Genomic DNA, 19,966 nt, shown 5'->3' on the forward strand with positions numbered 1-19,966 from the left:
GTTTCGTCCGTAACCGTCATCCCCAGCTAGAGGAGAAGCCCCCATGACCCAGACCAGGCTCGACGCCGCCGTAACGCTGGCCGGCGAGGACTTTTCCAGGGTGGCGCTCACCACCGAAGCCGTTGAGCTCCTGCGCAAGCTCTGGCTGCAGCACGGTCCGCTCATGTTCCACCAGTCCGGCGGCTGCTGCGACGGTTCCTCGCCCATGTGCTACCCGGCGGGGGAGTTCCTTACCGGTGACTCGGACGTGCTGCTGGGCCGGTTCGACATCTCGGACGGCACGCAGCCGCGGCCGCTGGAGTTCTGGATGTCCAAAGAACAGTTCAACTACTGGAGCCACACCCACCTGACGGTCGACGTCGTGACCGGCCGGGGGAGCGGCTTCTCGGTCGAGGCGCCCGAGGGGAAGCGCTTCCTGATCCGCTCGACGCTGATGGATTGGCCGGTCTAAGAAGCCCCCGTCGTCTCACCATTTGGGATTAAAGCGGCCGTCCAGTGGATGGACACTACTATTAATAGGTCCGTTTTCCCCTGCTACAGAGACCCTGGACCTTCCAATGAACCTTTTCCGGACCAAGTCCGTCGAGCAGTCGATGGCCGACGCCGATGAGCCCGGCCGCAAGCTCAAGCGCTCGCTCAGCACCTGGGACCTGATGATCATGGGCGTCGCCGTTGCCGTCGGCGCCGGGATCTTCTCGGTCGGCGCCAAGGCCGCCGCCAACTTCGCCGGCCCCGCCGTCACCATCTCCTTCGCCATCGCCGCCGTCACCTGCGCGCTGGCGATCATGTGCTACGCCGAGTTCGCCACCGCCATTCCCGTGGCCGGCTCCGCCTACGTCTTCACCTACGCCACCATGGGCGAGGTGCTGGCCTGGATCATCGGCTGGAACCTGATCCTGGAACTGTTCACCGCCGGCGCCGTGATCGCCAAGTACTGGGGCATCTACCTCAGCAAGGTCTTCGCGCTGATGGGGCTGGACGTCCCGCCGGCAATCTCCCTCGGCGGGGTTGACCTTTACTGGGGCGCCTTCCTGATCGTGGCCGTCTTCACCGTGCTGCTGGTGCTGGGGACAAAGCTGTCCGCCCGCGTCGGCAACGTCTTCACGCTGATCAAGATCGCCGTCGTCCTCTTCGTCATCATCGTGGGCTTCACCTACGTGAAGTTCGAGAATTACACCCCGTTCGTCCCGACCTCACAGCCCACCGGCGGCACCGGCGCCACCGACGTGCTCAAGCAGTCCTTCTTCGGCTTCCTCACCGGCGCGGCCCCCGCCCAGTACGGCACCCTCGGCATCTTCGCCGGGGCAGCGCTGGTCTTCTTCGCCTTCATCGGCTTCGACGTCGTCGCCACCTCCGCCGAGGAGGTCAAGAATCCGCAGAAGACCCTGCCGCGTGGCATCTTCGGCGGCCTGGCGATCGTCACCGTGCTCTACATCCTGGTCTCGCTCGCGCTGACCGGTATGGTCTCCTACACCAAGCTGGCCGAGGCGGAGAGCCCCACGCTCACCACCGCCTTCGAGGCTGTGGGCAACAACGACGCCGCCAAGGTGATCGCCTTTGGCTCGCTGGTGGGCCTGACCACCGTGATCATGGTGCTGCTGATGGGCCTCTCCCGCGTGGTCCTGGCCATGAGCCGCGACGGCCTGCTGCCGCGCTCCCTGTCCAAGACCAGCACCATCCGCGCCACTCCGGCCCGGCTGCAGATCATCTGCGGTGCGGCCGTGGCGGTGGTGGCCGGCCTGACCAAGGTGGACCTGCTGGAGGAAATGATCAACATCGGCACGCTGTCGGCCTTTGTGATGGTCAGCCTCGGCATCCTGGTCCTGCGCAAGAAGCGCCCGGACCTCAAGCCCTCCTTCCGGGTGCCGTTCGGCAAGGTGGTCCCGGTGGTCTCCGCCGTGCTCTGCCTCTACCTGATGACCAACCTCGCCGTGGAGACCTGGATCTTCTTCGCCCTCTGGCTGGTCATCGGCATCGCGATCTACTTCGCCTACGGCCAGCGCCACTCCCGGCTCAACGAGAAGTTCGCCGAGGCACGGGCCGCCGTCAACGGCCCGGCCGCGGCCGCGGCTCCGGCCACCGCGCCCGCTGCCAAGCCGGCTGCGGACGGCGACGACGCGGAGGCGCTCAACCGCTCGTAGCCGCCTAGCCGGCCGCCCCTCCGGGCGCCCGAAGAAAAAAGAACACCCCGCCGCGGTTCTCCGCGGCGGGGTGTTTCGTCAGTGCCGGGAGGCGGCGGCCCGACCCCGTGCCTACGGCGCTCCTGGGCCCATCTTGGCCAGAAGAATGGGTCCGAACAGCTCGCTGTATTCCCGGTTCATGTGGTTGGCGTCGTAATAGACGTCGACGCCGCCGACCACGGTATAGCACTTCTCCGCGTCGCAGAAGTAGTCGGTCAGGTCGAGGAGCCGCACGCCTCGGTCGTAGTCGGATTTGGCGGCTTGAACGAGCGGGTCCGGGGGCTGGGCAGCGGACCGCGACACGGCGCAGTCCGCTGGGGTGGCTGCGTGAATCTGGGTGCAGTCAGAGTCGCGCACGGCTCCGTTCAAGGGGGTATCCGCGAGCACGTAAACCGTGGCGCCGGCGGCTGTCCACTGTCGCCAGGTCTTATGAAGCCCTTCGGCGAACTGTTCCGCTTCCGGCCGCCCGGACCCGTCATCGACGTGTTGCTCCCTCGAAAACATCGAGGTGAAGACCGCGGCAGGGTTGTCTGCGGCGACGGCCGCCGTGACGCGGCGGGACCAGTCCATGCACTTCAGGGCAGGCTCACGCTCGGTGTGGCCGTTGTAGCCGACGTACTGAACATCTGCCACCGGACAACCGCCGGCAAATGCAGTCTTGACGATCCAATGCTGTTTCCGGGCGGCCGCGAACACGGCTCCTTGCCAGTGCTGGCCGTGGGAATCGCCGACCAGCCAAACAATGCTCGGGTTCTTTTTGCCGGCGGAGAAGTCGCAGACGTGGTGCGTCTTCTTATCGCCGGTCATGAGTTCTTCCCTGGCCGCGCCACACTCGGGCGGGACCGGCCAGTACTTCTTGGCATCGTGGTTCCCCGGCGACGTGACCGGACCGAACTTCCCTTGGCAGTCGGCCTTTGGCAGCAGGGCACCAGGCCCACGGCAGGGCTCCAGCGCCGCGGCTGCCGCGGCTTGATCGTCGCGGGCGCTCTGCTGCTCGGAGGCTTGGATCTGGGCGAAGCAGAGTCCCGCGAGCAGCACCATTGCCACGCCCATGGCCGTGACGGTGCGGGCGGTCGAGGTGTTGAGGAACCGGGATGCTTGCGCGCGGTCCTCCACAAGTACCTTGGTGATCGAAGCCAGGACCAGGGACAGAGCCAGGACTAGGGCCTTGTCCATATCCGTGGGCGTACGCCCCAGGACGAAGGGGGAAACAACGATAACGGGCCAATGCCACAGATAGAGCGAATAAGAGACGCTTCCGATGTGCTGGACAGGCAACGAGCCGACCGGTCCCCTGAGCACCGGCCGGCGGCCGTCATTGCCTGCCAAAATGACCAGCGATGTGCCGGCGACCGGAAGGGCCGCCAGCCACCCCGGGAAAGGGCTGGCACTGTTGAAAGTGAACGCGGAAAGCCCAATAAGCAGGAGTCCGAGCAGGCCCAGGCACTTCGCTGCGGTGGCTCCGAGCCGCACCCTGCCCAGCCCTAGCGCCACCAGCGCTCCGGCACCGAACTCCCATGCCCGGACGGGCGTCACGAAATAGGCCTGGCTCGGAGTCGCCTGCGTCGTGAGGACAGAGGCGGCCAGCCCTGCCACGATCACGGCGGCAACGCCGGCAAGCAGCACGCCCCTGACTGAGGTGCGGCGCCGGGCGGCTATCCAGAACAGACCCAGCAGCAGCAGGGGCCAGATGAGGTAGAACTGCTCTTCGACCGAGAGCGACCAGTAATGCTGGGCAACGGTCGCGGAGTCTGTCGACGCTGAGTAGTCGATGGATTTCGCTGCCAGAACCCAGTTTTCGACGTAGAAGGCGCTGGACAAGACCTCGAGCGCGGTGTCGATCCAGCGGGAGTTTGGCAGCAAAAGCCAGGAAGCTCCGAGCCCGACCGCGAGCACCAACAGCGCCGCTGGCAGGAGCCGGCGAATACGGCGCGCGTAAAACTGCCCCAGCCGGATCCTTCCCGTCGCCATCAGCTCCTTAAGAAGGTGGGACGTGATGAGGAAACCCGAAATTACGAAGAATACGTCGACGCCGACGTAGCCTCCGGTCATGCGGTCCGGCCAGAGATGGTTGAGGACCACGAGGGTGACGGCTAGGGCGCGGAGCGCCTGGATGTCCGCGCGGAAGATCCGGCGCCGGCGTAGGCCGGTGCCAGCCGCCTGGACGCCTGCCTTGTCGGTGCGCACTTGCTCGGCGACGCTCATGATGTCCTTAGCTCTGGTGGCCGGGCACGGGATGTGGCCCTGGCCGTGGGGATCGCGGGACATTTGCTATCGAAACGCCACGTTGCGGAACCGAAGATTCCGCAGTCCCTCCCGATTTTGCCATGCCCGGGGACGCTACCCCACCCGGCGCAGGCCGAAAAGAACACCCCGCCGCGGTTCTCCGCGGCGGGGTGTTCTTTCATTGCTGGGAAGGCTAGCCGATCTTGTTGGCTGCTTCCGCGTCCGAGGCAGGAGCGCCGGTGGCGGCACCCAGGTTGGCGCGCAGCTTCGCGCCGAGCTCGGCGTCGACGTTGGTCCAGTACTGGATGGCGCGTTCCTTGATGTCGGCGTTCTTGACGCCGCCCACGGCACCGGTGAGGGTGTCCAGCAGGCGGGCCTTGGCGCCGTCGTCGAACACCTCGCGGTACAGCGTTCCGGCCTGGCCGAAGTCGCTGTCCTCAGCGTGCAGGGAGTGGGCGGAGAGCGTCAGCTCGCCGTCGTTCTCCCAGCCGCCGGCCGGGTTCTGCGGCTCAACGGCAGCCGGGCCGCCGAAGGAGTTCGGCGCGTACACCGGAACCGACGGGGCGTTGAAGTGGTACCGGGCGGCACCGTCCTGGCTGTAGTTGTTGACCTGGTTCTTGGGCAGGTTCACCGGCAGCTGGGCGTGGTTGGTGCCCACGCGGTAGCGGTGTGCGTCGGCGTAGGAGAAGATGCGGGCCTGGAGCATCTTGTCCGGCGAGGCGGCGATGCCCGGCACGAAGTTCGACGGCGCGAAGGTGGCCTGCTCGATCTGCGCGAAGTAGTTCTCCGGGTTCTTGTTCAGCTCCATGGTGCCGACCTTGATCAGCGGGTAGTCGCCGTGCGGCCACACCTTGGTCAGGTCGAACGGGTTGAAGCGGTAGGTCTTGGCGTCCTCGTAGGGCATGACCTGCACGTGCAGGTCCCAGGAGGGGAAGTTGCCCGCGTCGATGTTCTCCTGCAGGTCGCGGATGTAGAAGTCCGCGTCCGCGCCGGCCAGTTCCTCGGCTTCGTCGCCGGTCAGGGACTTGACGCCCTGGTTGGACTTGAAGTGGTACTTGACCCAGAATCGCTCGCCCGCAGCGTTGATCCACTGGTAGGTGTGCGAGCCGTAGCCCTGCATTTCACGCCAGGTGGCCGGCAGGCCGCGGTCGCCCATGAGCCAGGTGACCTGGTGTGCGGATTCGGGGGAGAGGGTCCAGAAGTCCCACTGCATGTCGGCGTCGCGCAGGTGGGTGCCCGGGAGGCGCTTCTGCGAGTGGATGAAGTCCGGGAACTTGATGCCGTCGCGGATGAAGAAGACGGGCGTGTTGTTGCCGACCAGGTCGTAGTTGCCCTCGCTGGTGTAGAACTTCACGGCGAAGCCGCGCGGGTCGCGCAGGGTGTCGGCGGAGCCAGCCTCGCCGGCGACGGAGGAGAAACGGATGAGCATGTCCGTCTCGGTGCCTGGCTGGAACAGCGCGGCCTTGGTGTACTGCGAGACATCACCCGTGGTGGTGAACGTGCCGAAGGCGCCGCCGCCCTTGGCGTGCACGACGCGCTCCGGCACCCGCTCGCGGTTGAACTGGGCCAGCTTTTCGATCAGGTAGTGATCGGTGAGGATGATCGCGCCGTCGGCGCCGACGGACTGCGAGTGGGCATCGGACGTGACCGGGGCGCCGGACTGTGTCGTGGACACGGAAGGCGCAGAGATGTTCTGAGTCATCGTTCTCCTATTTCTTGTTTGTACTTAATTACGTTCGGAGGGGAGCTGTTGGGCGCGCTGGCAGTCCTCGCAGATGCCTTGGTACAGGACATCTGCGATCTGGATGGTCATGGGCTTGGAGCCGGAGCCCCAGTGCGGTGTCAGGCATGGCGCGTGGCCGACGGCGCATTCGACGTCCTCCACACGGCCGCAACTGATGCAGACGGCGTGGTGGTGGTTATCGCCCACCCGCGTCTCGTACAGCGCGGGGGAGTGCGGGGGTTCAAAACGGCGCAGCATCTGCAACTCGGTCAAATCGCCAAGGACCACATAGACGGACTGTGCAGTGAGTTCCGGAAGATCCTCGCGGGCTGCGGCGAGGATGGCCTCCGCCGGCGAATGCGGATGGCGTTCGACGGCGGCCAGCACCGCCAGCCGCTGTTTGGTGACCCGGCGGCCGTGGGCATGCAGGGCGGCGGTCCATGCCTCGCTGGTCCCCGCCGTGTCCGTCATGGCCCCATTCAAACACTTATTTTGATTCGGTCACAATAAGGTTCGGCTTATTTCTCAACTTCATCCCACTAGAGTGGCCGGGTGGGGAAATTCCTGGCGGACATCACGCCGTTGCGCGAGAGTCCGGCCTTCCGCCGCCTGTGGCTGGGATCCGCCGCCTCGGCGCTGGGCAGCCAACTCACCCTTGTGGCCGTCAGCCTGGAGGTCTACCGGCTCACCCAGGACAGCCTGTACGTAGGCCTGTTGAGCATCTTCGCCCTGGTGCCGTTGGTCTTCGGCGGCCTGCTCGGCGGTTCCATCGCCGACGCCCACGACCGCCGCAAGGTCGCGCTACTCGCCTCCGCGGTGCTGTGGCTGACCACCGTGGCCCTGGCGCTGCAGGCCTGGCTACAGCTGGGGAACGTCTGGCTGCTCTACCTCCTCGTCGCCGTGCAGAGCGGCGCGCAGGCCATCAACCAGCCGGCCCGCAGCGCCATCATCCCGGTGCTCGTCCGGAAGGAGCTCCTGCCCGCGGCCAATGCCCTGAGCATGATGATCTTCGGCCTGACCATGACCGCGGGGCCGCTGCTGGCCGGCGTGCTGGTCGCAACGATCGGCTTCGCCTGGACCTACACGATCGACGTGGCCAGCTTCGCCTTCGTCGTCTGGGCACTGCTCAAGCTGCCGCCCATGCCGCCGGGGCAGGCCTCGCACCGGGCCGGGCTGCGCTCCGTCGTGGAGGGCTTCCGGTTCCTCGGCACGCGGCCCAACCTGCGCATGACCTTCGTGATCGACCTCGTCGCCATGATCCTGGCCCAGCCGCGGGCCCTGCTGCCGGCCATCGGGGCGCTCATGATCGGCGGCGGCGAAGCAACGGTCGGTGTGCTGCTGGCCTCCACCGCCGTCGGCGCCTTCCTGGCCGGGCTCTTTTCCGGGCCGCTCGGTGCCGTCCGGGCCCAGGGGGCGGCGGTGGTCTGGTCGGTTATGGGCTGGGGCGCCTCGATCGCGGGCCTGGGCCTCGTGGTCGTGCTGGCCGGCAGGTCCGGCGCTGAGGGCGTGACTCCCTGGCTGGTGCCCGCCGCAGTGTGCTGCGCGCTCGCCGGCATCGCCGACTCCGTCAGTGCGGTCTTCCGCACCACCATCCTGCAATCGGCCACCCCGGACCATCTTCGCGGCCGGCTGCAGGGCGTCTTCGTCGTCGTCGTGGCAGGCGGTCCCCGGGTAGGGGACATGCTCGCCGGCGGCGCGACTAAGCTGCTCAGTGAGGGCTGGGTACTGCTCGCCGGCGGGGTGCTCTGCGCGGCGGTGGCGTGGGCAGTGGCGCGCTGGCAGTCCGGGTTCCTGAAGTACGACGCGCGGAACCCGGTACCCTAGCAATTCGTTTCTTAGATAGGCGATCGGCCGGACGGCTGGTCGGCGGTTTGGGAGGAACAGTGCACAACCATCACAACGGCCTGAAGACGGCGGCCCTGTTCGGCGTGCTCTGGGCCGTGCTGCTCGGCCTGGGCGCGTTGATCGGGTCCGGAACGCGGAGCTCGGCGCCCATCTGGATCATGGCGCTGATAGGCGTCGGCACCACCGCTTACGGCTATTGGAACAGCGACAAGATCGCGATCAGGTCCATGCAGGCATACCCGGTGACCGAGGCCGAGGCGCCGCAGCTGCACCAGATCGTCCGGGAACTCTCGGCGCGCGCCAACCAGCCGATGCCGCGGATCTACATCTCGCCGACCATGGCACCGAATGCCTTCGCCACCGGCCGGAACCCGCAGAACGCGGCGGTCTGCTGCACGCAGGGCATCCTGCAGTTGCTCGACGCCCGGGAACTGCGCGGCGTCCTCGGCCACGAGCTGATGCACGTCTACAACCGGGACATCCTCACCTCCTCGGTGGCGGCCGCCGTCGCCGGCGTAATCACCTCGGTGGGCCAGATGCTGCTGTTCTTCGGCGGCGGCGGTGACCGCCGCAACGGCAATCCGCTCGCGCTGCTGGCGATGGCCCTGCTGGCCCCCTTTGCCGCCTCGCTGATCCAGATGGCCATCTCCCGCACCCGGGAGTACGACGCCGACGAGGACGGTTCGTCGCTCACCGGCGACCCGCTGGCGCTGGCCTCCGCGCTGCGCAAGATCGAGCAGGGCGTGCAGCTGGCCCCGCTGCCGCAGGACCAGCGGCTGGTGAACGCCTCGCACCTGATGATCGCCAACCCGTTCCGCGGCGGCGGCATGGCGCGCATGTTTTCCACCCACCCGCCGATGAGCGAGCGGATCAGCCGGCTGGAAGGGATGGCGGGCCGGACGTTGGGCTGACCCGGGCCCCGACGCACGCTGCACCAGGCGTGCGTTACTCCCCGGTTACTCCGGTGCCAGGCCGGCACCAGCCACCGGCAACCCCGGGTTTCCGGTATTGAGGTACAACGCCGGTCGGCGGCCCGGCGGGTAACCGGGCTGGAGCGCACGGGCCGGACAACAAAAAAGACTGCCGCTACCGGAGTAGCGGCAGCCCTTTTTGGACCGACGGCTGCACTGCGCGCCGTCAGTGGGCCTACGGCCCGGCTAGCTGCGGAAGTTCACAAACTGCAGGTCGGCCTCGTCGAAGCCCTTGAGCAGGTTCATGGTTTCCTGCAGGTCGTCGCGGGACTTGGAGGTCACCCGCAGCTCATCGCCCTGGATCTGGGACTTGACCGACTTCGGGCCCTCATCGCGGATCAGCTTGTTGATCTTCTTCGCCAGGTCCTGCGCGATGCCCTCCTTGATGGTGGCCTCAAGGCGGAACTCCTTGCCGGACGGGTAGGGCTCGCCCGTGTCGAGGGACTTCAGCGAGATTCCGCGGCGGATCAGCTTGGACTGCAGCACGTCGAGGACCGCCAGGACGCGCTCCTCGGAGTTGGCCTTCATCAGGATCTTCTCGCCACTGAAGTCAACCTCTGCGCCGACGCCCTTGAAGTCGTAACGCTGCGCCAGTTCCTTCTGCGCCTGGTTCAGCGCGTTGGCGACTTCCTGCTTGTCGACCTTGCTGACGACGTCGAATGTGGATTCGCCTGCCATGACTGTCCTCCTGATGTTGTCCGGACGCCCTGCTTCAGGGCGGTGTTTTCTGCATTCCAGCCTAGTACGGATGCTCTGGATGTGAAGGTGCGGCTGGTCCTCACAGCGGGCACAAAGCTGAACCCCGGGAGGAATGAAGCTTGGCAGGGGAGGGTTGGACCCGTTGGACGAGCCGCACGAAAGGCAAAGCACATGAACCGCAGGGCCATCCGTTACGTCAGCAGCACCACCGCCGCAGCTGCGGGTTCTATCACGACGGCGGTGACGTCCGTGGCCGCGGCAGCCCTGGCGACCTCCATCATCCTCAGCCCGGCCGCGGACGCGTCCGCCAGGCTCGACGGCGTGCAAGCGGACCTGGCCCGGGCGGTGCAGCTGAACCAGATCACCGCCGAGCAGGCCGCGAAGTTCGAGGCCAAACTCGCCGGACGGATCCTCGGAGAAGCCTGATATTCCGGGCCTCCGGGGGCCGTGCGGCGCCGATTCGATTCTTCGGCGGAAGTTCTGTAAAGTTGTCTTGCCCGCGGTTGCTGGAAGCGGAACGGACTGGAAACAGGCGTTTCGATGACGAAGCTGCGAGTGATCTTCTTTTGAAGTTCGGCAGATTACCCGAGCGGCCAAAGGGGGCTGACTGTAAATCAGCTGGCAACGCCTACGGGGGTTCGAATCCCTCATCTGCCACCCTTGGGAAAGCCTCCGGAACCACACGGTTCCGGAGGCTTTTTCTTTTGCCCGGAACACTTATCAGCGACCCTCCTCAGTCCGCGGACCGATGTCCGGCGGCCGGCAGGGGCGTCTCTTCCGTGCACAAAAGTGGCCGACATCACTTTTTGGTGCGCGAGGCGTTACTCTTTCGCAGGAGGGGAAAACAAATGGAGATAGTCCTGGCGGCTGGCAAGGGAACGCTCAGCCTGGATGAGGCCGGAATTTTGCAGCTGGTTTGGGCCGCCGGATCCACGATCGAAACGGCGGACGCCGTCGAATCGGTCCTTGCCGTCACAAAAATCAGCGCCGGGCGGATGCTGCCGCTGCTGATCGACATCAGCGACGTGAAGCTGACCGCCGGCGCCCGCAACCATTACCTCGACAGCCGTTTCGTATCCTCGGTGGCGCTGGTTGGCGAGTCGAACGTGGACCGCGTTGTTGCCGCTTGGATGCGCCGTGGCAATGAGTGCCCGCAAAGCTACTTCACCTCCAGCGCCGATGCCCTGGAATGGCTGGATGCCCTGGCCACCAGCGGCGACCCCCAGAGCGTCGCCGGCTGATAGCGCTCCCGGGCCGGCTCCTGCTTCGCCGGCCGACACCGCCGACACCGCCGGCCAACACGCCGCCCGACACCGGGCGTTGGCTTCAGTGGGATGCACGTTACCCCAGAGTAGGCTTAGGCCGATTAACCAGAGAGCCTTAGGAGCTGAATTGAAGTCGTTTGCATGTGGTGACGTCGTTCCCGGTTGTGACGCCCGCTGGGTCTGCAGCACGGAGGACGAGATCCTCGTCCAGGTCGGCGCCCACGCCGCCTCCGTACACGGCCTGACCGAGTTGCCCGCCGAGCTCGTCGATTCCGTTCACAAAGCGATCCACCCGGTTAGTTGATTGCTTAGTTGACTCCTGCGGAAGCCGTGCCACCGGCCGGGTCCGGCACCGGATCCCCGCCGGACTGGGAGGCCGTGCTGGCTTCGGCCTGCCGCGGCGAGGGCCTGGCGGCGGCCTACCAGCCGATCGTCGATACTGCCCGAGGCACCGTGGTGGGCTATGAAGCCCTTGCCCGGTTTCCCGGTTACGCAGAGAAGAACCCCGAGGTCTGGTTCGCGGCCGCGCGGAACCATGGCAAAGCGGCCGAGCTGGAAGCGGCGGCCTTGCGGACCGCACTCAGGGCCCGCGCCGGGCTGCCCGCCAACTGCTTCCTGACGCTCAACGTCTCGCCCGAGCTGCTGACCTCGGAGTGCATCCGCAGCGTCTGGCGCGAAGAGGGCGCACTGGGCGGTCTCATCGTCGAGCTCACGGAGCAGACGCCGATCGATTCCTACGTGGAGTTGGAGCCGGACCTCAACCAGTTGCGCGCCGCCGGTGCAATGATCGCCGTCGACGACGCCGGAGCAGGCTATGCCGGGCTGCGCCACCTGCTGGCCCTGCGGCCCGCCCTGATCAAGATCGACCGGGACCTGATCCAGGACGTCGACCGCGACGAGGCGAAGCGAGCCCTCATCGGCATGCTCGGCGCGTTCGCGAGCCGCGTCGACGCATGGATCCTGGCCGAGGGTGTGGAGAGGGCCGAGGAACTTGAGGCGCTCGTCTCGCTGGGCGTCCCGCTCGTGCAGGGTTATTACCTCGCCCGGCCCGCCCCGCCCTGGGCCGGCATCGACCTCGACCTGGCGCACCGCCTCGCCACCTCCCGTCCGGTAGCCCACAAAACGGTCATCCGCGACGTCGTCGAACCGGCGACGACCGCTGCCAGTGTCGCGCTGGCCGCCGACGCGTTTGCCTCCAGCCCGGTGCTGGAGGAAGTCGTGCTGCTCGGTGAGCACCTCCGGCCGATCGCGGTGCTGGACGCCGGGGCCGCCGCGCTGGGCGTGGTCAGTCCCGGGATGCGCGTGAACCTGGATACGCCGCTCAGCGAGGCGCTCGCCCGTTCCATGACGAGGCCGAAGGCCCAAAGGTTCGATTCGCTCCTGGTGACGGACAACGCCGGGCGCTTTGCCGGCGTCGCCCGGATGGAACGGATGGTGATCGCCTTGGCCGGGGGCGGTGCAGCGGACTAGCCTTTTCCGGTCCGTAGCGGCACGAGCCTGAACGAGTACTGCCCGGTACCGCCGGAAGGCGCCATGCTCAGCTGGGCGCCCTCCGAAGGCAGCCGCACCTCGATGCTGATGGTCTCGCCGCATGGGACAGTCCCTTCGGGCAAAACCTCGGCGCCGTTCCAGCTACGGATGGACAGCCGCGTCGCTGCCGTCCCGCGGCAGGCGAAGTTCAGTTCGTAGCGGCCGGGAGGGGCGGTGAGGCCGAAGACCGTCCGTTCGTCGGAGGTGGCGGAGCCTCGGTACTCGCCTGGCCTGGACGGGCCCAGGACGTCCCGGGCCCAGGCGCTGGCGCCGAAATTCTCGCGCAGCGACGCGTCCGTGTTGGGCTCGATCTTCACCCCGGCGACGCCGGCCTCGAGGCCGGAGATCGCGGTGGCGCGGGCCGTGAGCCTGCCCCCGCTGTGGCGGAAAAACGCGGAGTTGGCTTCCCCACAGGGGTAGTCCCAGCCTTGCGGAAGTCCGTGGGCACTCGTCACCTTCAGTTCCAGCCGGGAGGCTCCGGAGCAGGCTGAGGTCAGCAGGTAGTCCCCGGCGGCAAGCTCGGTGGTCCATTCGGCGCTCTTGCCGACGGCGTACGGAATGCCGGGGTCGGCAGGAGGGCCCGAGAGCTGCCGGGCCACTTCGGCCAGGAACACCGCGGGATCGATCGAGCGTGTGGCGGTCGGCACGGGCTGGGGTGGTTCCTCGGGGCTGTATTCGCACGCCGCCAGGGGCAGGAGCATTGCCAGCATTGCCACATTTGCGCTGAGGATCCGCGCCCCCCACAGAGCCGACATGGCCCGAGTCTAACGCACGCCGCGAGACGGACCCTTCAGGCTTCGCAGGCGGTGTTGACTGCGCTGCGAGGATGAGGTCATGTCCTTCTTCGAAGACCTGCCCACCCCGCCGCAGCGGCCACGGATGCCCAAGCTCGTTCCTCCGGTCTGGGCCGCGCCGCCGTCGGACGAGCTTCCCGCCGTCGTGTCCGTCGGTGAGTTTCTGCAGCGCACCCCGCGCCTGGTGGTGGCGGTCAAGGGCGTGGAGGTGTTCAGCACCGGGTGTGTCATCGAGCTGGTGTGGACGGTGCGCCGGGAGGACGAGACCGACTCGGAATGGGCCCTCGTGACGGAACAGTGCTTCAACCGGCCGGCCTTCCGCCACGGCATCCCGGTGGGCGGCGACGGTGGCCTCCGCTTCGGCGTCGCCTACCCGGACGGGAGGAAGGCGACGGAAGACGGCATGCGCCCTTGGGAGTCTGAGGAGACCGGCCCCGACGGCCCCGTTCTCACGCCGGCCAGTGGCGGTGGAGGTGGAGGCAGTGATGAGGAACTAAGCTACTCCGCTAAATTTTGGGTGTGGCCGCTGCCCTCGGGCGGGGACCTGCGGGTCGTGGCGCGGTGGCCCGACCGCGGCATGGACGAACGCTCGGTCCCGGTCAGCGGCGAGGCGCTGGCTGCGGCAGCCGGGGAGATCCGGAATTATTGGGACAGTGATGACTGAAAGCTCAGGCACCCTGGCGGCGGAGCTGCCCGGCGGTGTCCATATGCGGTTGCTCCGCGGCTCCGACGCCGAGCGGCTGGGTGCCGCTTACCGGCGGAACCGGGACCATCTTGCGCCCTGGGAACCGGTCCGGAGCGCGGAGTTTCTCACTACGGAGGGCCAGCGCGCCAATATCGGCGGGAAACTCGGCATGTTCGCCGCCGGTACCGGTGTTCCCTGGATCCTGCTGGCCGGTGATCGGGCCGTGGGCGCGATGACGTTGAGCGGCATTGTGCGGGGCCCGTTCCTCAGCGCCAACCTTGGGTACTGGGTGGACGGGGATCTGACCGGCCGCGGCATCGCCTCGGCCGCCGTCGCCCACGTTGTTGCTGCCGCGCGCACCGAACTGCGCCTGCACCGGATCCAGGCGGCCACCCTGCCGCACAACGCCGCTTCGCAACGGGTGCTGCGCCGGGCCGGATTCCAGGAGATCGGGCTGGCCCCGGACTACCTGCAGATTGCGGGCAGCTGGCAGGACCATGTCCTGTTCCAGCTCATCCTGCACTGAACCGCGTGCGAGACTCTCACGGTGAATGACGAATCCTTCGGCGCCCTGCACCACGTCGAGCTGTGGGTGCCGGACCTTGACCGGGCCCGGGAGGAATGGGGCTGGCTGCTGTCCGGGCTCGGCTACGAGCAGTACCAGGACTGGCCCCACGGGCGGAGCTGGCGGCGCGGGCCCACCTACATCGTGGTCGAGGAGTCGCCGGACCTGAGCGGCCGGACCCACCACCGCACCGCGCCCGGGTTGAACCATCTGGCCTTCCATGCCGGAACGCGGGAGCACGTGGACGCCCTGGCCGAGGGCGCCCCCGGTCGCGGCTGGACCGAGTTGTTTCCGGAGAGTTATCCGCATGCGGGCGGCGCCGGGCACTTCGCTGCCTACCTGGTGAACTCGGACGGCTTCGAAGTCGAGCTGGTCGCCACGGACTGAGCGGGTCTCCGGGGTACCGTGATACCCATGAGCATCATTTTGGTGGGCGGCGGCCCCGACACGGTCACCACCCCCGTCGTCTTTGACCGCTTCGCGAGCCACGTCCGGCGCCGCGCCGGCGGCCGGTCGCCCCGGATCGCCGTCGTATTGTTCGACCGCGAAGGCAGCTCGGAGTACTTCCTCCCGGCCTACCTGGAACCGTTGCAGGACCGGATGGCCTGTGAGGTGGCGCCGGTCCTGCTGCGGACCGGCGCGCCGGCCGATCCGGTGGCGTTTGCCGACGTCGACGGCGTCGTCGTCGGCGGCGGACCCACGCCGGAATACCTGGCCGGCCTGCTCGGCGCGGCCGCTACGATCCGGGCGGCGGCCGCCGACGGCGTACCCTATCTGGGGTTCTCGGCCGGGGCGATGATCGCACCGCGGCGGGCCCTTATCGGCGGCTACCGGATCCGCGGCGTTGAGGTGTGCGCGGAGGAATGCTCGGAGGGCCTCGACGAGCTTGAGGTCCGCGACGGGCTGGGCCTGGTGCCGTTCGCCGTCGACGTCCACGCGGCGCAGGCGGGCACCCTGAGCCGGGCGGTCGGGGCGGTGGCGGAGGGTCTCGCGGACCGGGCAGTGGCCATCGATGAAAACACTGCCCTGGTGCTGCGCCACGCCGACCTGGAGGACCTGGAGGTGATCGGGACCGGGAACTGCTGGTCCATCCGCGGCTCCGGGAGCAAAGCCACGGTAGCCGTCCTCTCCGCCGGCCGGCCCGGATAGCCGCCCTTGGCAGCTTTGTTACTCGCGGGTAACATAGGGCCCATGCATTTGCTGCTCCGCACCCTTCTCCTGCTCATCAGGTCCGCCCGACGCTCGCCGCTGAGCATCTGGGACACGTCCTCGCTGCCGCTCCGGGTCCTGCCGACGGACATCGACATTGCCATGCATGTCAACAACGGCATGTACCTCTCGCTGATGGACCTGGGCCGGTTCGACCTGATGGCCCGCAGCGGCACCTGGAAAGCCATGCGCCGGCGCGGCTGGACGCCGGTGGTGGCCGGGGAGACGATCGCCTTCCGCCGGTCGCTGCAGCTGTGGCAGCAGTACACGATCGAGTCCAAGGTGATCGGCCTCGATGAAAAGGCCATCTACTTTGAGCAGCGCATGGTGGTGGACGGCGAAATCTACGCCCGGGCCCACATCGCCACCCGGCTGGTCACCAAGAGCGGCCCGGTCAGCCAGGACGAGATCATCCGCGAATTCGGAGCCCCGCCGGCGGACCTTGAGTTGCCGGAATGGATCCACGAGTGGCGCGAAACGAACGCGCTGCCGGGCGCCCGCCGGCCCGCCCCGCACGTCTGGGCGTAATCCGGCCGGGATGTGCCAACAGCGAAACGCAGGGGACTTTCGAGGGCGGCTCGCGTACCGTTGACCCATGGCTACCGTAGACATTACAGGTGAACAGTTCGCAGCGACCGTCGAGGAAAACGACATTGTCCTCGTAGATTTTTGGGCCGAATGGTGCGGCCCGTGCAAGCAGTTCGGCCCCACGTATTCGGCTGTTTCGGAGAAGCACCCGGATGTGGTCTTCTCCAAGGTGGACACCGAGGCGGAGCAGCAGCTCGCCGCCGAGGCCGGTATCACCTCGATCCCCACGCTGATGGCTTTCCGCGAAAAGGTGCTGGTGTTCTCGCAGCCCGGCGCCCTGAACGCCCAGCAGCTGGAGCAGGTTGTCGACGCCGTCAAGGCCCTCGACATGGAGGAAGTCCACGCGCACGTGGCCCGCTCCCAGGCCGAGGCCGCCGCAACCCAGCAGGACGGCACCCAGATCCCGGACGCCTAGGCCGGTCTAACGCAACAAACAGCAACGCGGGGTCCCTCCGCGCCCATCCCGAACGGGATGCCGGCGTGGAGGGACCCCGCGTTCCTTGTTGGCGAAGGTCCCTAGAGCTTTTCCAGCTTGACCGGTTCGGCCAGCAGCGCGCTCAAGGATTCGTTCAAGTCCTGGACCGCCGTACCCTTCGAGTGCTTGTCCAGGTCTTCCTGGGAGGCCCACCGCTCGGTCAGCACCAGCTTGTCCTCGCTCGCCTCGGTCAGTTCATAGCGAATGCAGCCGGGTTCGTTGACGACCTCGTCGATCGCGATTTCGAGGGCAAGCTTCACTCGGAAGAATTCGCCGTCGTTGGGGATGAAAGTGGCCCGCAGGTCAATAGGTGCGCTCATGGTTTTTACCCTACCCGGCGGCCGCCCCGGCGTCGGAAGATCTCCCGAAGATTTCCTAGGACATCCACGCTTAAGTCTTCTCATGCCGCCGGGCTGTTGGTAGCGTCGCACCATGCTTGCGTATACAGCCGGGGACACTGACGTCCCGCTGATTGATGAAACCATCGGCGACCATTTCGAGCGCATCGTCGCCCGGTTCCCGTTCCACGATGCGTTGATCGAGGCCGCAGCGGTTCCGGGCGGCGAAGCCCGGCGCTGGAGCTACACCAAGATGAACGACGACGTCGACCGGCTGGCCCGCTCGTTGCTGGCGCTCGGCGTCGCGAAGGGGGACCGGATCGGGATCTGGAGCCCCAACTGCGCCGAATGGACCATCCTGCAGTACGCCACGGCGAAGGTCGGGGCGATCCTGGTCAACGTCAATCCCGCGTACCGCAGCCACGAACTCGAGTTCGTCGTCAAGCAGAACGGCATGCGGATGCTGGTGGCGGCGCCGTCGGACAAGAACAGCGACTACACCGGCATGGCCCGGCAGGCCCTGGCCGAATGTCCCGAACTGCGCGAACTGGTATTCCTGCCCGATGCCGGCCTGCCCGGCCTCGCCGCCGGGATCCCGGAAGGCGAGGCGGAACAAAGCTACGCGGAGCTGCTGCGGCGCTCCGACGACGTCCCGCATTCCGGGCTTAAGGCGCGGATGGCCGAACTGGACCCGCACGACGCGATCAACCTGCAATACACCTCCGGAACCACGGGGTTTCCCAAGGGCGCCACCCTGACGCACCACAATTTGCTCAACAACGGCTTCGCCATCGGGGAACTGCTGTCCTACACCGAGCACGACCGGGTGGTGCTGCCGGTGCCGTTCTACCACTGCTTCGGAATGGTGATCGGCAACCTGGCGGCACTCAGCCACGGCGCCGCCACCATCATTCCGGGCCGGGGTTTCACGCCGGCCGCCGCGCTCGAGGCCGTGCAGGACTTCGGCGGGACGTCGCTCTACGGCGTGCCGACCATGTTCATCGCCGAACTCGCGCTGCCGGACTTCGCCTCCTACGACCTCTCGACGCTGCGCACCGGCGTCATGGCCGGCTCGCTGTGCCCGATCGAGGTGATGAATCGGGTGATCGCGGAAATGAACATGCGCGACGTCGCCATTTGCTACGGCATGACCGAGACCTCGCCGGTGTCCACCATGACCCGCGACGGAGACACCCTGGCCCAGCGCACGCAGACCGTGGGCCGCACCATGCCGCAGCTCGAAAGCCGGATCGTCGACCCGGTGACCGGCGAGGTGCTCCAGCGCGGCGAGATCGGCGAGTTGTGCACGCGCGGCTACTCCGTGATGCAGGGCTACTGGAACCAGCCGGACAAGACCGCGGAGGCCATCGACGCCGAGGGCTGGATGCACACCGGGGACCTGGCCCGGATGGACGAGGACGGCTACCTGGTGATCGAGGGCCGGATGAAGGACATGGTGATCCGCGGCGGCGAGAACATTTACCCGCGCGAAATCGAGGAGTTCCTCTACACCCACCCGGATATCCAGGACGTGCAGGTGATCGGGGTTCCCGACGCCACCTACGGCGAGGAACTGATGGCCTGCATCATCCTCAAGCCGGGGGCCTCACCCCTGGACGCGGCAGGCCTGGCGGAGTTCTGCCGCGGCAAGCTGGCGCACTACAAGATCCCGCGCTACGTGGAAGTCCGGGAAAGTTTCCCGATGACGGTGTCCGGCAAGATCCGGAAGGTGGACATGCGCCAGGAGGCCGTGGCCCGGCTGGGGCTCTGAGCGCGGCGCCAGGTCAGTGGCCGCGGTGGTCCTGGATGGTCATCCGCGGGCCGAAGGTGGGCTTGCGGAAGCCGCTGAGGCCGATCATCCGCACCACCCGCTGGCGGTGGCCCGCCCACGGCGCCAGCAGCCGGATCATGCCCGCGTCGTCGGTTCGCCGCCCGGTCAGGGCTGCGCCGACGTAGGCGGCAAGGTGGTAGTCGCCCACGGCAATCGAGTCCGGGCACCCGTGCGTGCGCTGCACGACCTCCGCCGCCGTCCAAACCCCGATCCCGGGAAGAGTCTGCAGCTTCGCGGCCGCCTCGGCCGCCGGCAGCGCCGCCAGGCGTTCCAGCGCGGCGGCGGAGCGCAGCACCCGCATCACGGTGTCCGAGCGCTGCGGGCCCACCCCGGCCTTGTGCCATTCCCAGGACGGGATGCGCAGCCACTGCTCGGGCGTGGGCTGGACCAAGAGATTTGCGGGGGCCACAGTGCCCGCGCCGGGGGCGGCTGTGCCGAAGCGGTACATCAGGTAGCGGTAGCCGCGGCGTGCCTCGATCACCGTGACCTTCTGCTCCAGCACGGTGGGCACCAGGGAATCGATCATCCGCCCGGTAGACGGCAGCCGGACCGCGGGGTTACGGCGCCGTGCTTCGACCACCATCCGGGGGAGCGTGGCGTGGAACGCGGGTTCGTCGAAGGCCGTCCAGTCGTCGTCGCGGCCCAGCATCCGCGGAACGGCCCCGATCGCCTCGGCCGCCCCGGGTCCCCAGGCCCGGGCTTCGATCCACGGCGCCGCCGCCGGGCCCGCGGAGGTCAGCCGCAGCGAGGCCGGGCCGGACGACGTCGTGAACGCCATCCAGAAACTGTCCGCGGTGACCCGGATCGATGGATCGCCGTGGCCCCGGCGGAGCGTGCCGAGGGTCTGCAGGAGATCGAACGGACCTCCCGGGTGCCACCGCAGTGAGGCGTCCGCCGCGGCGGGCACGCCGGCGGGAAGCTCTGCGGTGGTCACCCGAACATGTTCCCACGCCCGGCCGACGGCGGGCACATCCGGGCCCGTCCGGCGGCGTGCTCCGGGGGACCGGAGGGCCCTTATCCGCGGCCACGGAGCGGGCTAGAA

At 67.5% G+C, this 19,966-nt stretch carries 22 protein-coding genes and 1 tRNA gene; 16 read left to right on the forward strand and 7 right to left on the reverse strand.

Going from position 1 to position 19,966, the window contains the following annotated elements; translation table 11 throughout:
* Nucleotides 1-43: 43 nt before the first annotated feature.
* Together AC1DK9_RS02630 and AC1DK9_RS02635 are read left to right on the forward strand one after the other, a co-directional pair.
* Nucleotides 44-451: a DUF779 domain-containing protein gene (locus tag AC1DK9_RS02630; protein WP_476914927.1), complete on the forward strand. Its 408-nt coding sequence runs from the start codon at nucleotides 44-46 to the stop codon at nucleotides 449-451.
* Between the two features lie 106 nt (nucleotides 452-557).
* Entirely contained in the window at nucleotides 558-2,141 is a 1,584-nt protein-coding gene (locus tag AC1DK9_RS02635) for an amino acid permease (RefSeq protein ID WP_476914928.1), read from the forward strand.
* Nucleotides 2,142-2,252: 111 nt separating this feature from the next.
* Here AC1DK9_RS02635 and AC1DK9_RS02640 read toward each other — a convergent pair whose 3' ends face one another.
* From AC1DK9_RS02640 to AC1DK9_RS02650, 3 genes are all read right to left on the reverse strand, one after another.
* On the reverse strand, nucleotides 2,253-4,448 hold the full coding sequence (locus tag AC1DK9_RS02640; RefSeq protein ID WP_476914929.1) for an acyltransferase family protein: 2,196 nt from the start codon (nucleotides 4,446-4,448) through the stop codon (nucleotides 2,253-2,255).
* Nucleotides 4,449-4,599: 151 nt separating this feature from the next.
* Nucleotides 4,600-6,108, reverse strand: a complete 1,509-nt coding sequence (locus tag AC1DK9_RS02645; protein WP_476914930.1) for a catalase — start codon at nucleotides 6,106-6,108, stop codon at nucleotides 4,600-4,602.
* Nucleotides 6,109-6,132: 24 nt separating this feature from the next.
* Complete coding sequence (locus tag AC1DK9_RS02650) at nucleotides 6,133-6,600, reverse strand: Fur family transcriptional regulator (RefSeq protein WP_476862445.1); 468 nt, start codon at nucleotides 6,598-6,600, stop codon at nucleotides 6,133-6,135.
* 81 nt (nucleotides 6,601-6,681) lie between these two features.
* Here AC1DK9_RS02650 and AC1DK9_RS02655 point away from each other — a divergent pair, with 81 nt between their 5' ends.
* Complete coding sequence (locus tag AC1DK9_RS02655) at nucleotides 6,682-7,953, forward strand: MFS transporter (RefSeq protein WP_476914931.1); 1,272 nt, start codon at nucleotides 6,682-6,684, stop codon at nucleotides 7,951-7,953.
* 59 nt (nucleotides 7,954-8,012) lie between these two features.
* A complete protein-coding gene (gene htpX, locus AC1DK9_RS02660; RefSeq protein WP_476914932.1) occupies nucleotides 8,013-8,885 on the forward strand; it encodes a zinc metalloprotease HtpX in 873 nt (290 codons plus the stop codon).
* 246 nt (nucleotides 8,886-9,131) lie between these two features.
* Here the strand turns inward: htpX and AC1DK9_RS02665 are convergent, their stop codons facing one another.
* On the reverse strand, nucleotides 9,132-9,623 hold the full coding sequence (locus AC1DK9_RS02665; protein WP_138768479.1) for a YajQ family cyclic di-GMP-binding protein: 492 nt from the start codon (nucleotides 9,621-9,623) through the stop codon (nucleotides 9,132-9,134).
* A 192-nt stretch (nucleotides 9,624-9,815) separates the two neighbouring features.
* Here AC1DK9_RS02665 and AC1DK9_RS02670 point away from each other — a divergent pair, with 192 nt between their 5' ends.
* The 5 genes from AC1DK9_RS02670 to AC1DK9_RS02690 all read left to right on the forward strand — a co-directional run bounded on the left by AC1DK9_RS02670 (nucleotide 9,816) and on the right by AC1DK9_RS02690 (nucleotide 12,379).
* Nucleotides 9,816-10,070 carry a hypothetical protein gene (locus AC1DK9_RS02670; RefSeq protein ID WP_476862442.1) on the forward strand — a complete coding sequence of 85 codons (255 nt, stop codon included), beginning with the start codon at nucleotides 9,816-9,818 and terminating at the stop codon, nucleotides 10,068-10,070.
* Nucleotides 10,071-10,219: 149 nt separating this feature from the next.
* A tRNA-Tyr gene (locus AC1DK9_RS02675) sits at nucleotides 10,220-10,301 on the forward strand.
* 191 nt (nucleotides 10,302-10,492) lie between these two features.
* Nucleotides 10,493-10,885, forward strand: coding sequence for a DUF7793 family protein (locus AC1DK9_RS02680; protein WP_476862441.1), 393 nt, complete (start codon nucleotides 10,493-10,495; stop codon nucleotides 10,883-10,885).
* Nucleotides 10,886-11,036: 151 nt separating this feature from the next.
* Nucleotides 11,037-11,213, forward strand: a complete 177-nt coding sequence (locus AC1DK9_RS02685) for a DUF1059 domain-containing protein (protein WP_476862440.1) — start codon at nucleotides 11,037-11,039, stop codon at nucleotides 11,211-11,213.
* Nucleotides 11,214-11,221: 8 nt separating this feature from the next.
* Entirely contained in the window at nucleotides 11,222-12,379 is a 1,158-nt protein-coding gene (locus AC1DK9_RS02690; RefSeq protein WP_476914933.1) for an EAL domain-containing protein, read from the forward strand.
* Here the strand turns inward: AC1DK9_RS02690 and AC1DK9_RS02695 are convergent.
* Nucleotides 12,376-13,194 carry a hypothetical protein gene (locus tag AC1DK9_RS02695; protein ID WP_476914934.1) on the reverse strand — a complete coding sequence of 273 codons (819 nt, stop codon included), beginning with the start codon at nucleotides 13,192-13,194 and terminating at the stop codon, nucleotides 12,376-12,378. The two genes, AC1DK9_RS02690 and AC1DK9_RS02695, sit on opposite strands and share 4 nt — an antisense overlap.
* A 79-nt stretch (nucleotides 13,195-13,273) precedes the next feature.
* Here AC1DK9_RS02695 and AC1DK9_RS02700 point away from each other — a divergent pair, with 79 nt between their 5' ends.
* The 6 genes from AC1DK9_RS02700 (at nucleotide 13,274) to trxA (ending at nucleotide 16,695) form a co-directional block, all read left to right on the forward strand.
* Nucleotides 13,274-13,897: a hypothetical protein gene (locus AC1DK9_RS02700; protein WP_476914935.1), complete on the forward strand. Its 624-nt coding sequence runs from the start codon at nucleotides 13,274-13,276 to the stop codon at nucleotides 13,895-13,897.
* A complete protein-coding gene (locus AC1DK9_RS02705) occupies nucleotides 13,890-14,444 on the forward strand; it encodes a GNAT family N-acetyltransferase (protein WP_476914936.1) in 555 nt (184 codons plus the stop codon). Before AC1DK9_RS02700 ends, AC1DK9_RS02705 begins: the two co-directional genes overlap by 8 nt.
* A 21-nt stretch (nucleotides 14,445-14,465) precedes the next feature.
* Nucleotides 14,466-14,870 (forward strand): VOC family protein, encoded by a 405-nt coding sequence (locus AC1DK9_RS02710; protein ID WP_476914937.1) that lies wholly within the window; start codon nucleotides 14,466-14,468, stop codon nucleotides 14,868-14,870.
* Nucleotides 14,871-14,897: 27 nt separating this feature from the next.
* On the forward strand, nucleotides 14,898-15,632 hold the full coding sequence (locus tag AC1DK9_RS02715; protein WP_476862433.1) for a Type 1 glutamine amidotransferase-like domain-containing protein: 735 nt from the start codon (nucleotides 14,898-14,900) through the stop codon (nucleotides 15,630-15,632).
* Nucleotides 15,633-15,674: 42 nt separating this feature from the next.
* Nucleotides 15,675-16,220 carry an acyl-CoA thioesterase gene (locus AC1DK9_RS02720; RefSeq protein ID WP_476862432.1) on the forward strand — a complete coding sequence of 182 codons (546 nt, stop codon included), beginning with the start codon at nucleotides 15,675-15,677 and terminating at the stop codon, nucleotides 16,218-16,220.
* Nucleotides 16,221-16,287: 67 nt separating this feature from the next.
* The gene (trxA, locus tag AC1DK9_RS02725) at nucleotides 16,288-16,695 is read left to right on the forward strand and encodes a thioredoxin (RefSeq protein WP_476862431.1); all 408 of its coding nucleotides are present in this window, start codon (nucleotides 16,288-16,290) and stop codon (nucleotides 16,693-16,695) included.
* A 101-nt stretch (nucleotides 16,696-16,796) separates the two neighbouring features.
* Here trxA and AC1DK9_RS02730 read toward each other — a convergent pair whose 3' ends face one another.
* A complete protein-coding gene (locus AC1DK9_RS02730) occupies nucleotides 16,797-17,075 on the reverse strand; it encodes a putative quinol monooxygenase (RefSeq protein WP_476862430.1) in 279 nt (92 codons plus the stop codon).
* Between the two features lie 112 nt (nucleotides 17,076-17,187).
* Here AC1DK9_RS02730 and AC1DK9_RS02735 point away from each other — a divergent pair, with 112 nt between their 5' ends.
* Nucleotides 17,188-18,864: an AMP-binding protein gene (locus AC1DK9_RS02735; protein ID WP_476914938.1), complete on the forward strand. Its 1,677-nt coding sequence runs from the start codon at nucleotides 17,188-17,190 to the stop codon at nucleotides 18,862-18,864.
* A gap of 13 nt (nucleotides 18,865-18,877) precedes the next feature.
* On the opposite strand, the gene AC1DK9_RS02740 is transcribed toward AC1DK9_RS02735, so the two are convergent.
* Nucleotides 18,878-19,858 (reverse strand): DNA-3-methyladenine glycosylase family protein, encoded by a 981-nt coding sequence (locus AC1DK9_RS02740; protein WP_476862428.1) that lies wholly within the window; start codon nucleotides 19,856-19,858, stop codon nucleotides 18,878-18,880.
* Nucleotides 19,859-19,966 lie beyond the last annotated feature (108 nt).

The sequence above is a fragment of the Arthrobacter sp. 01T414 genome, from assembly GCF_056398965.1.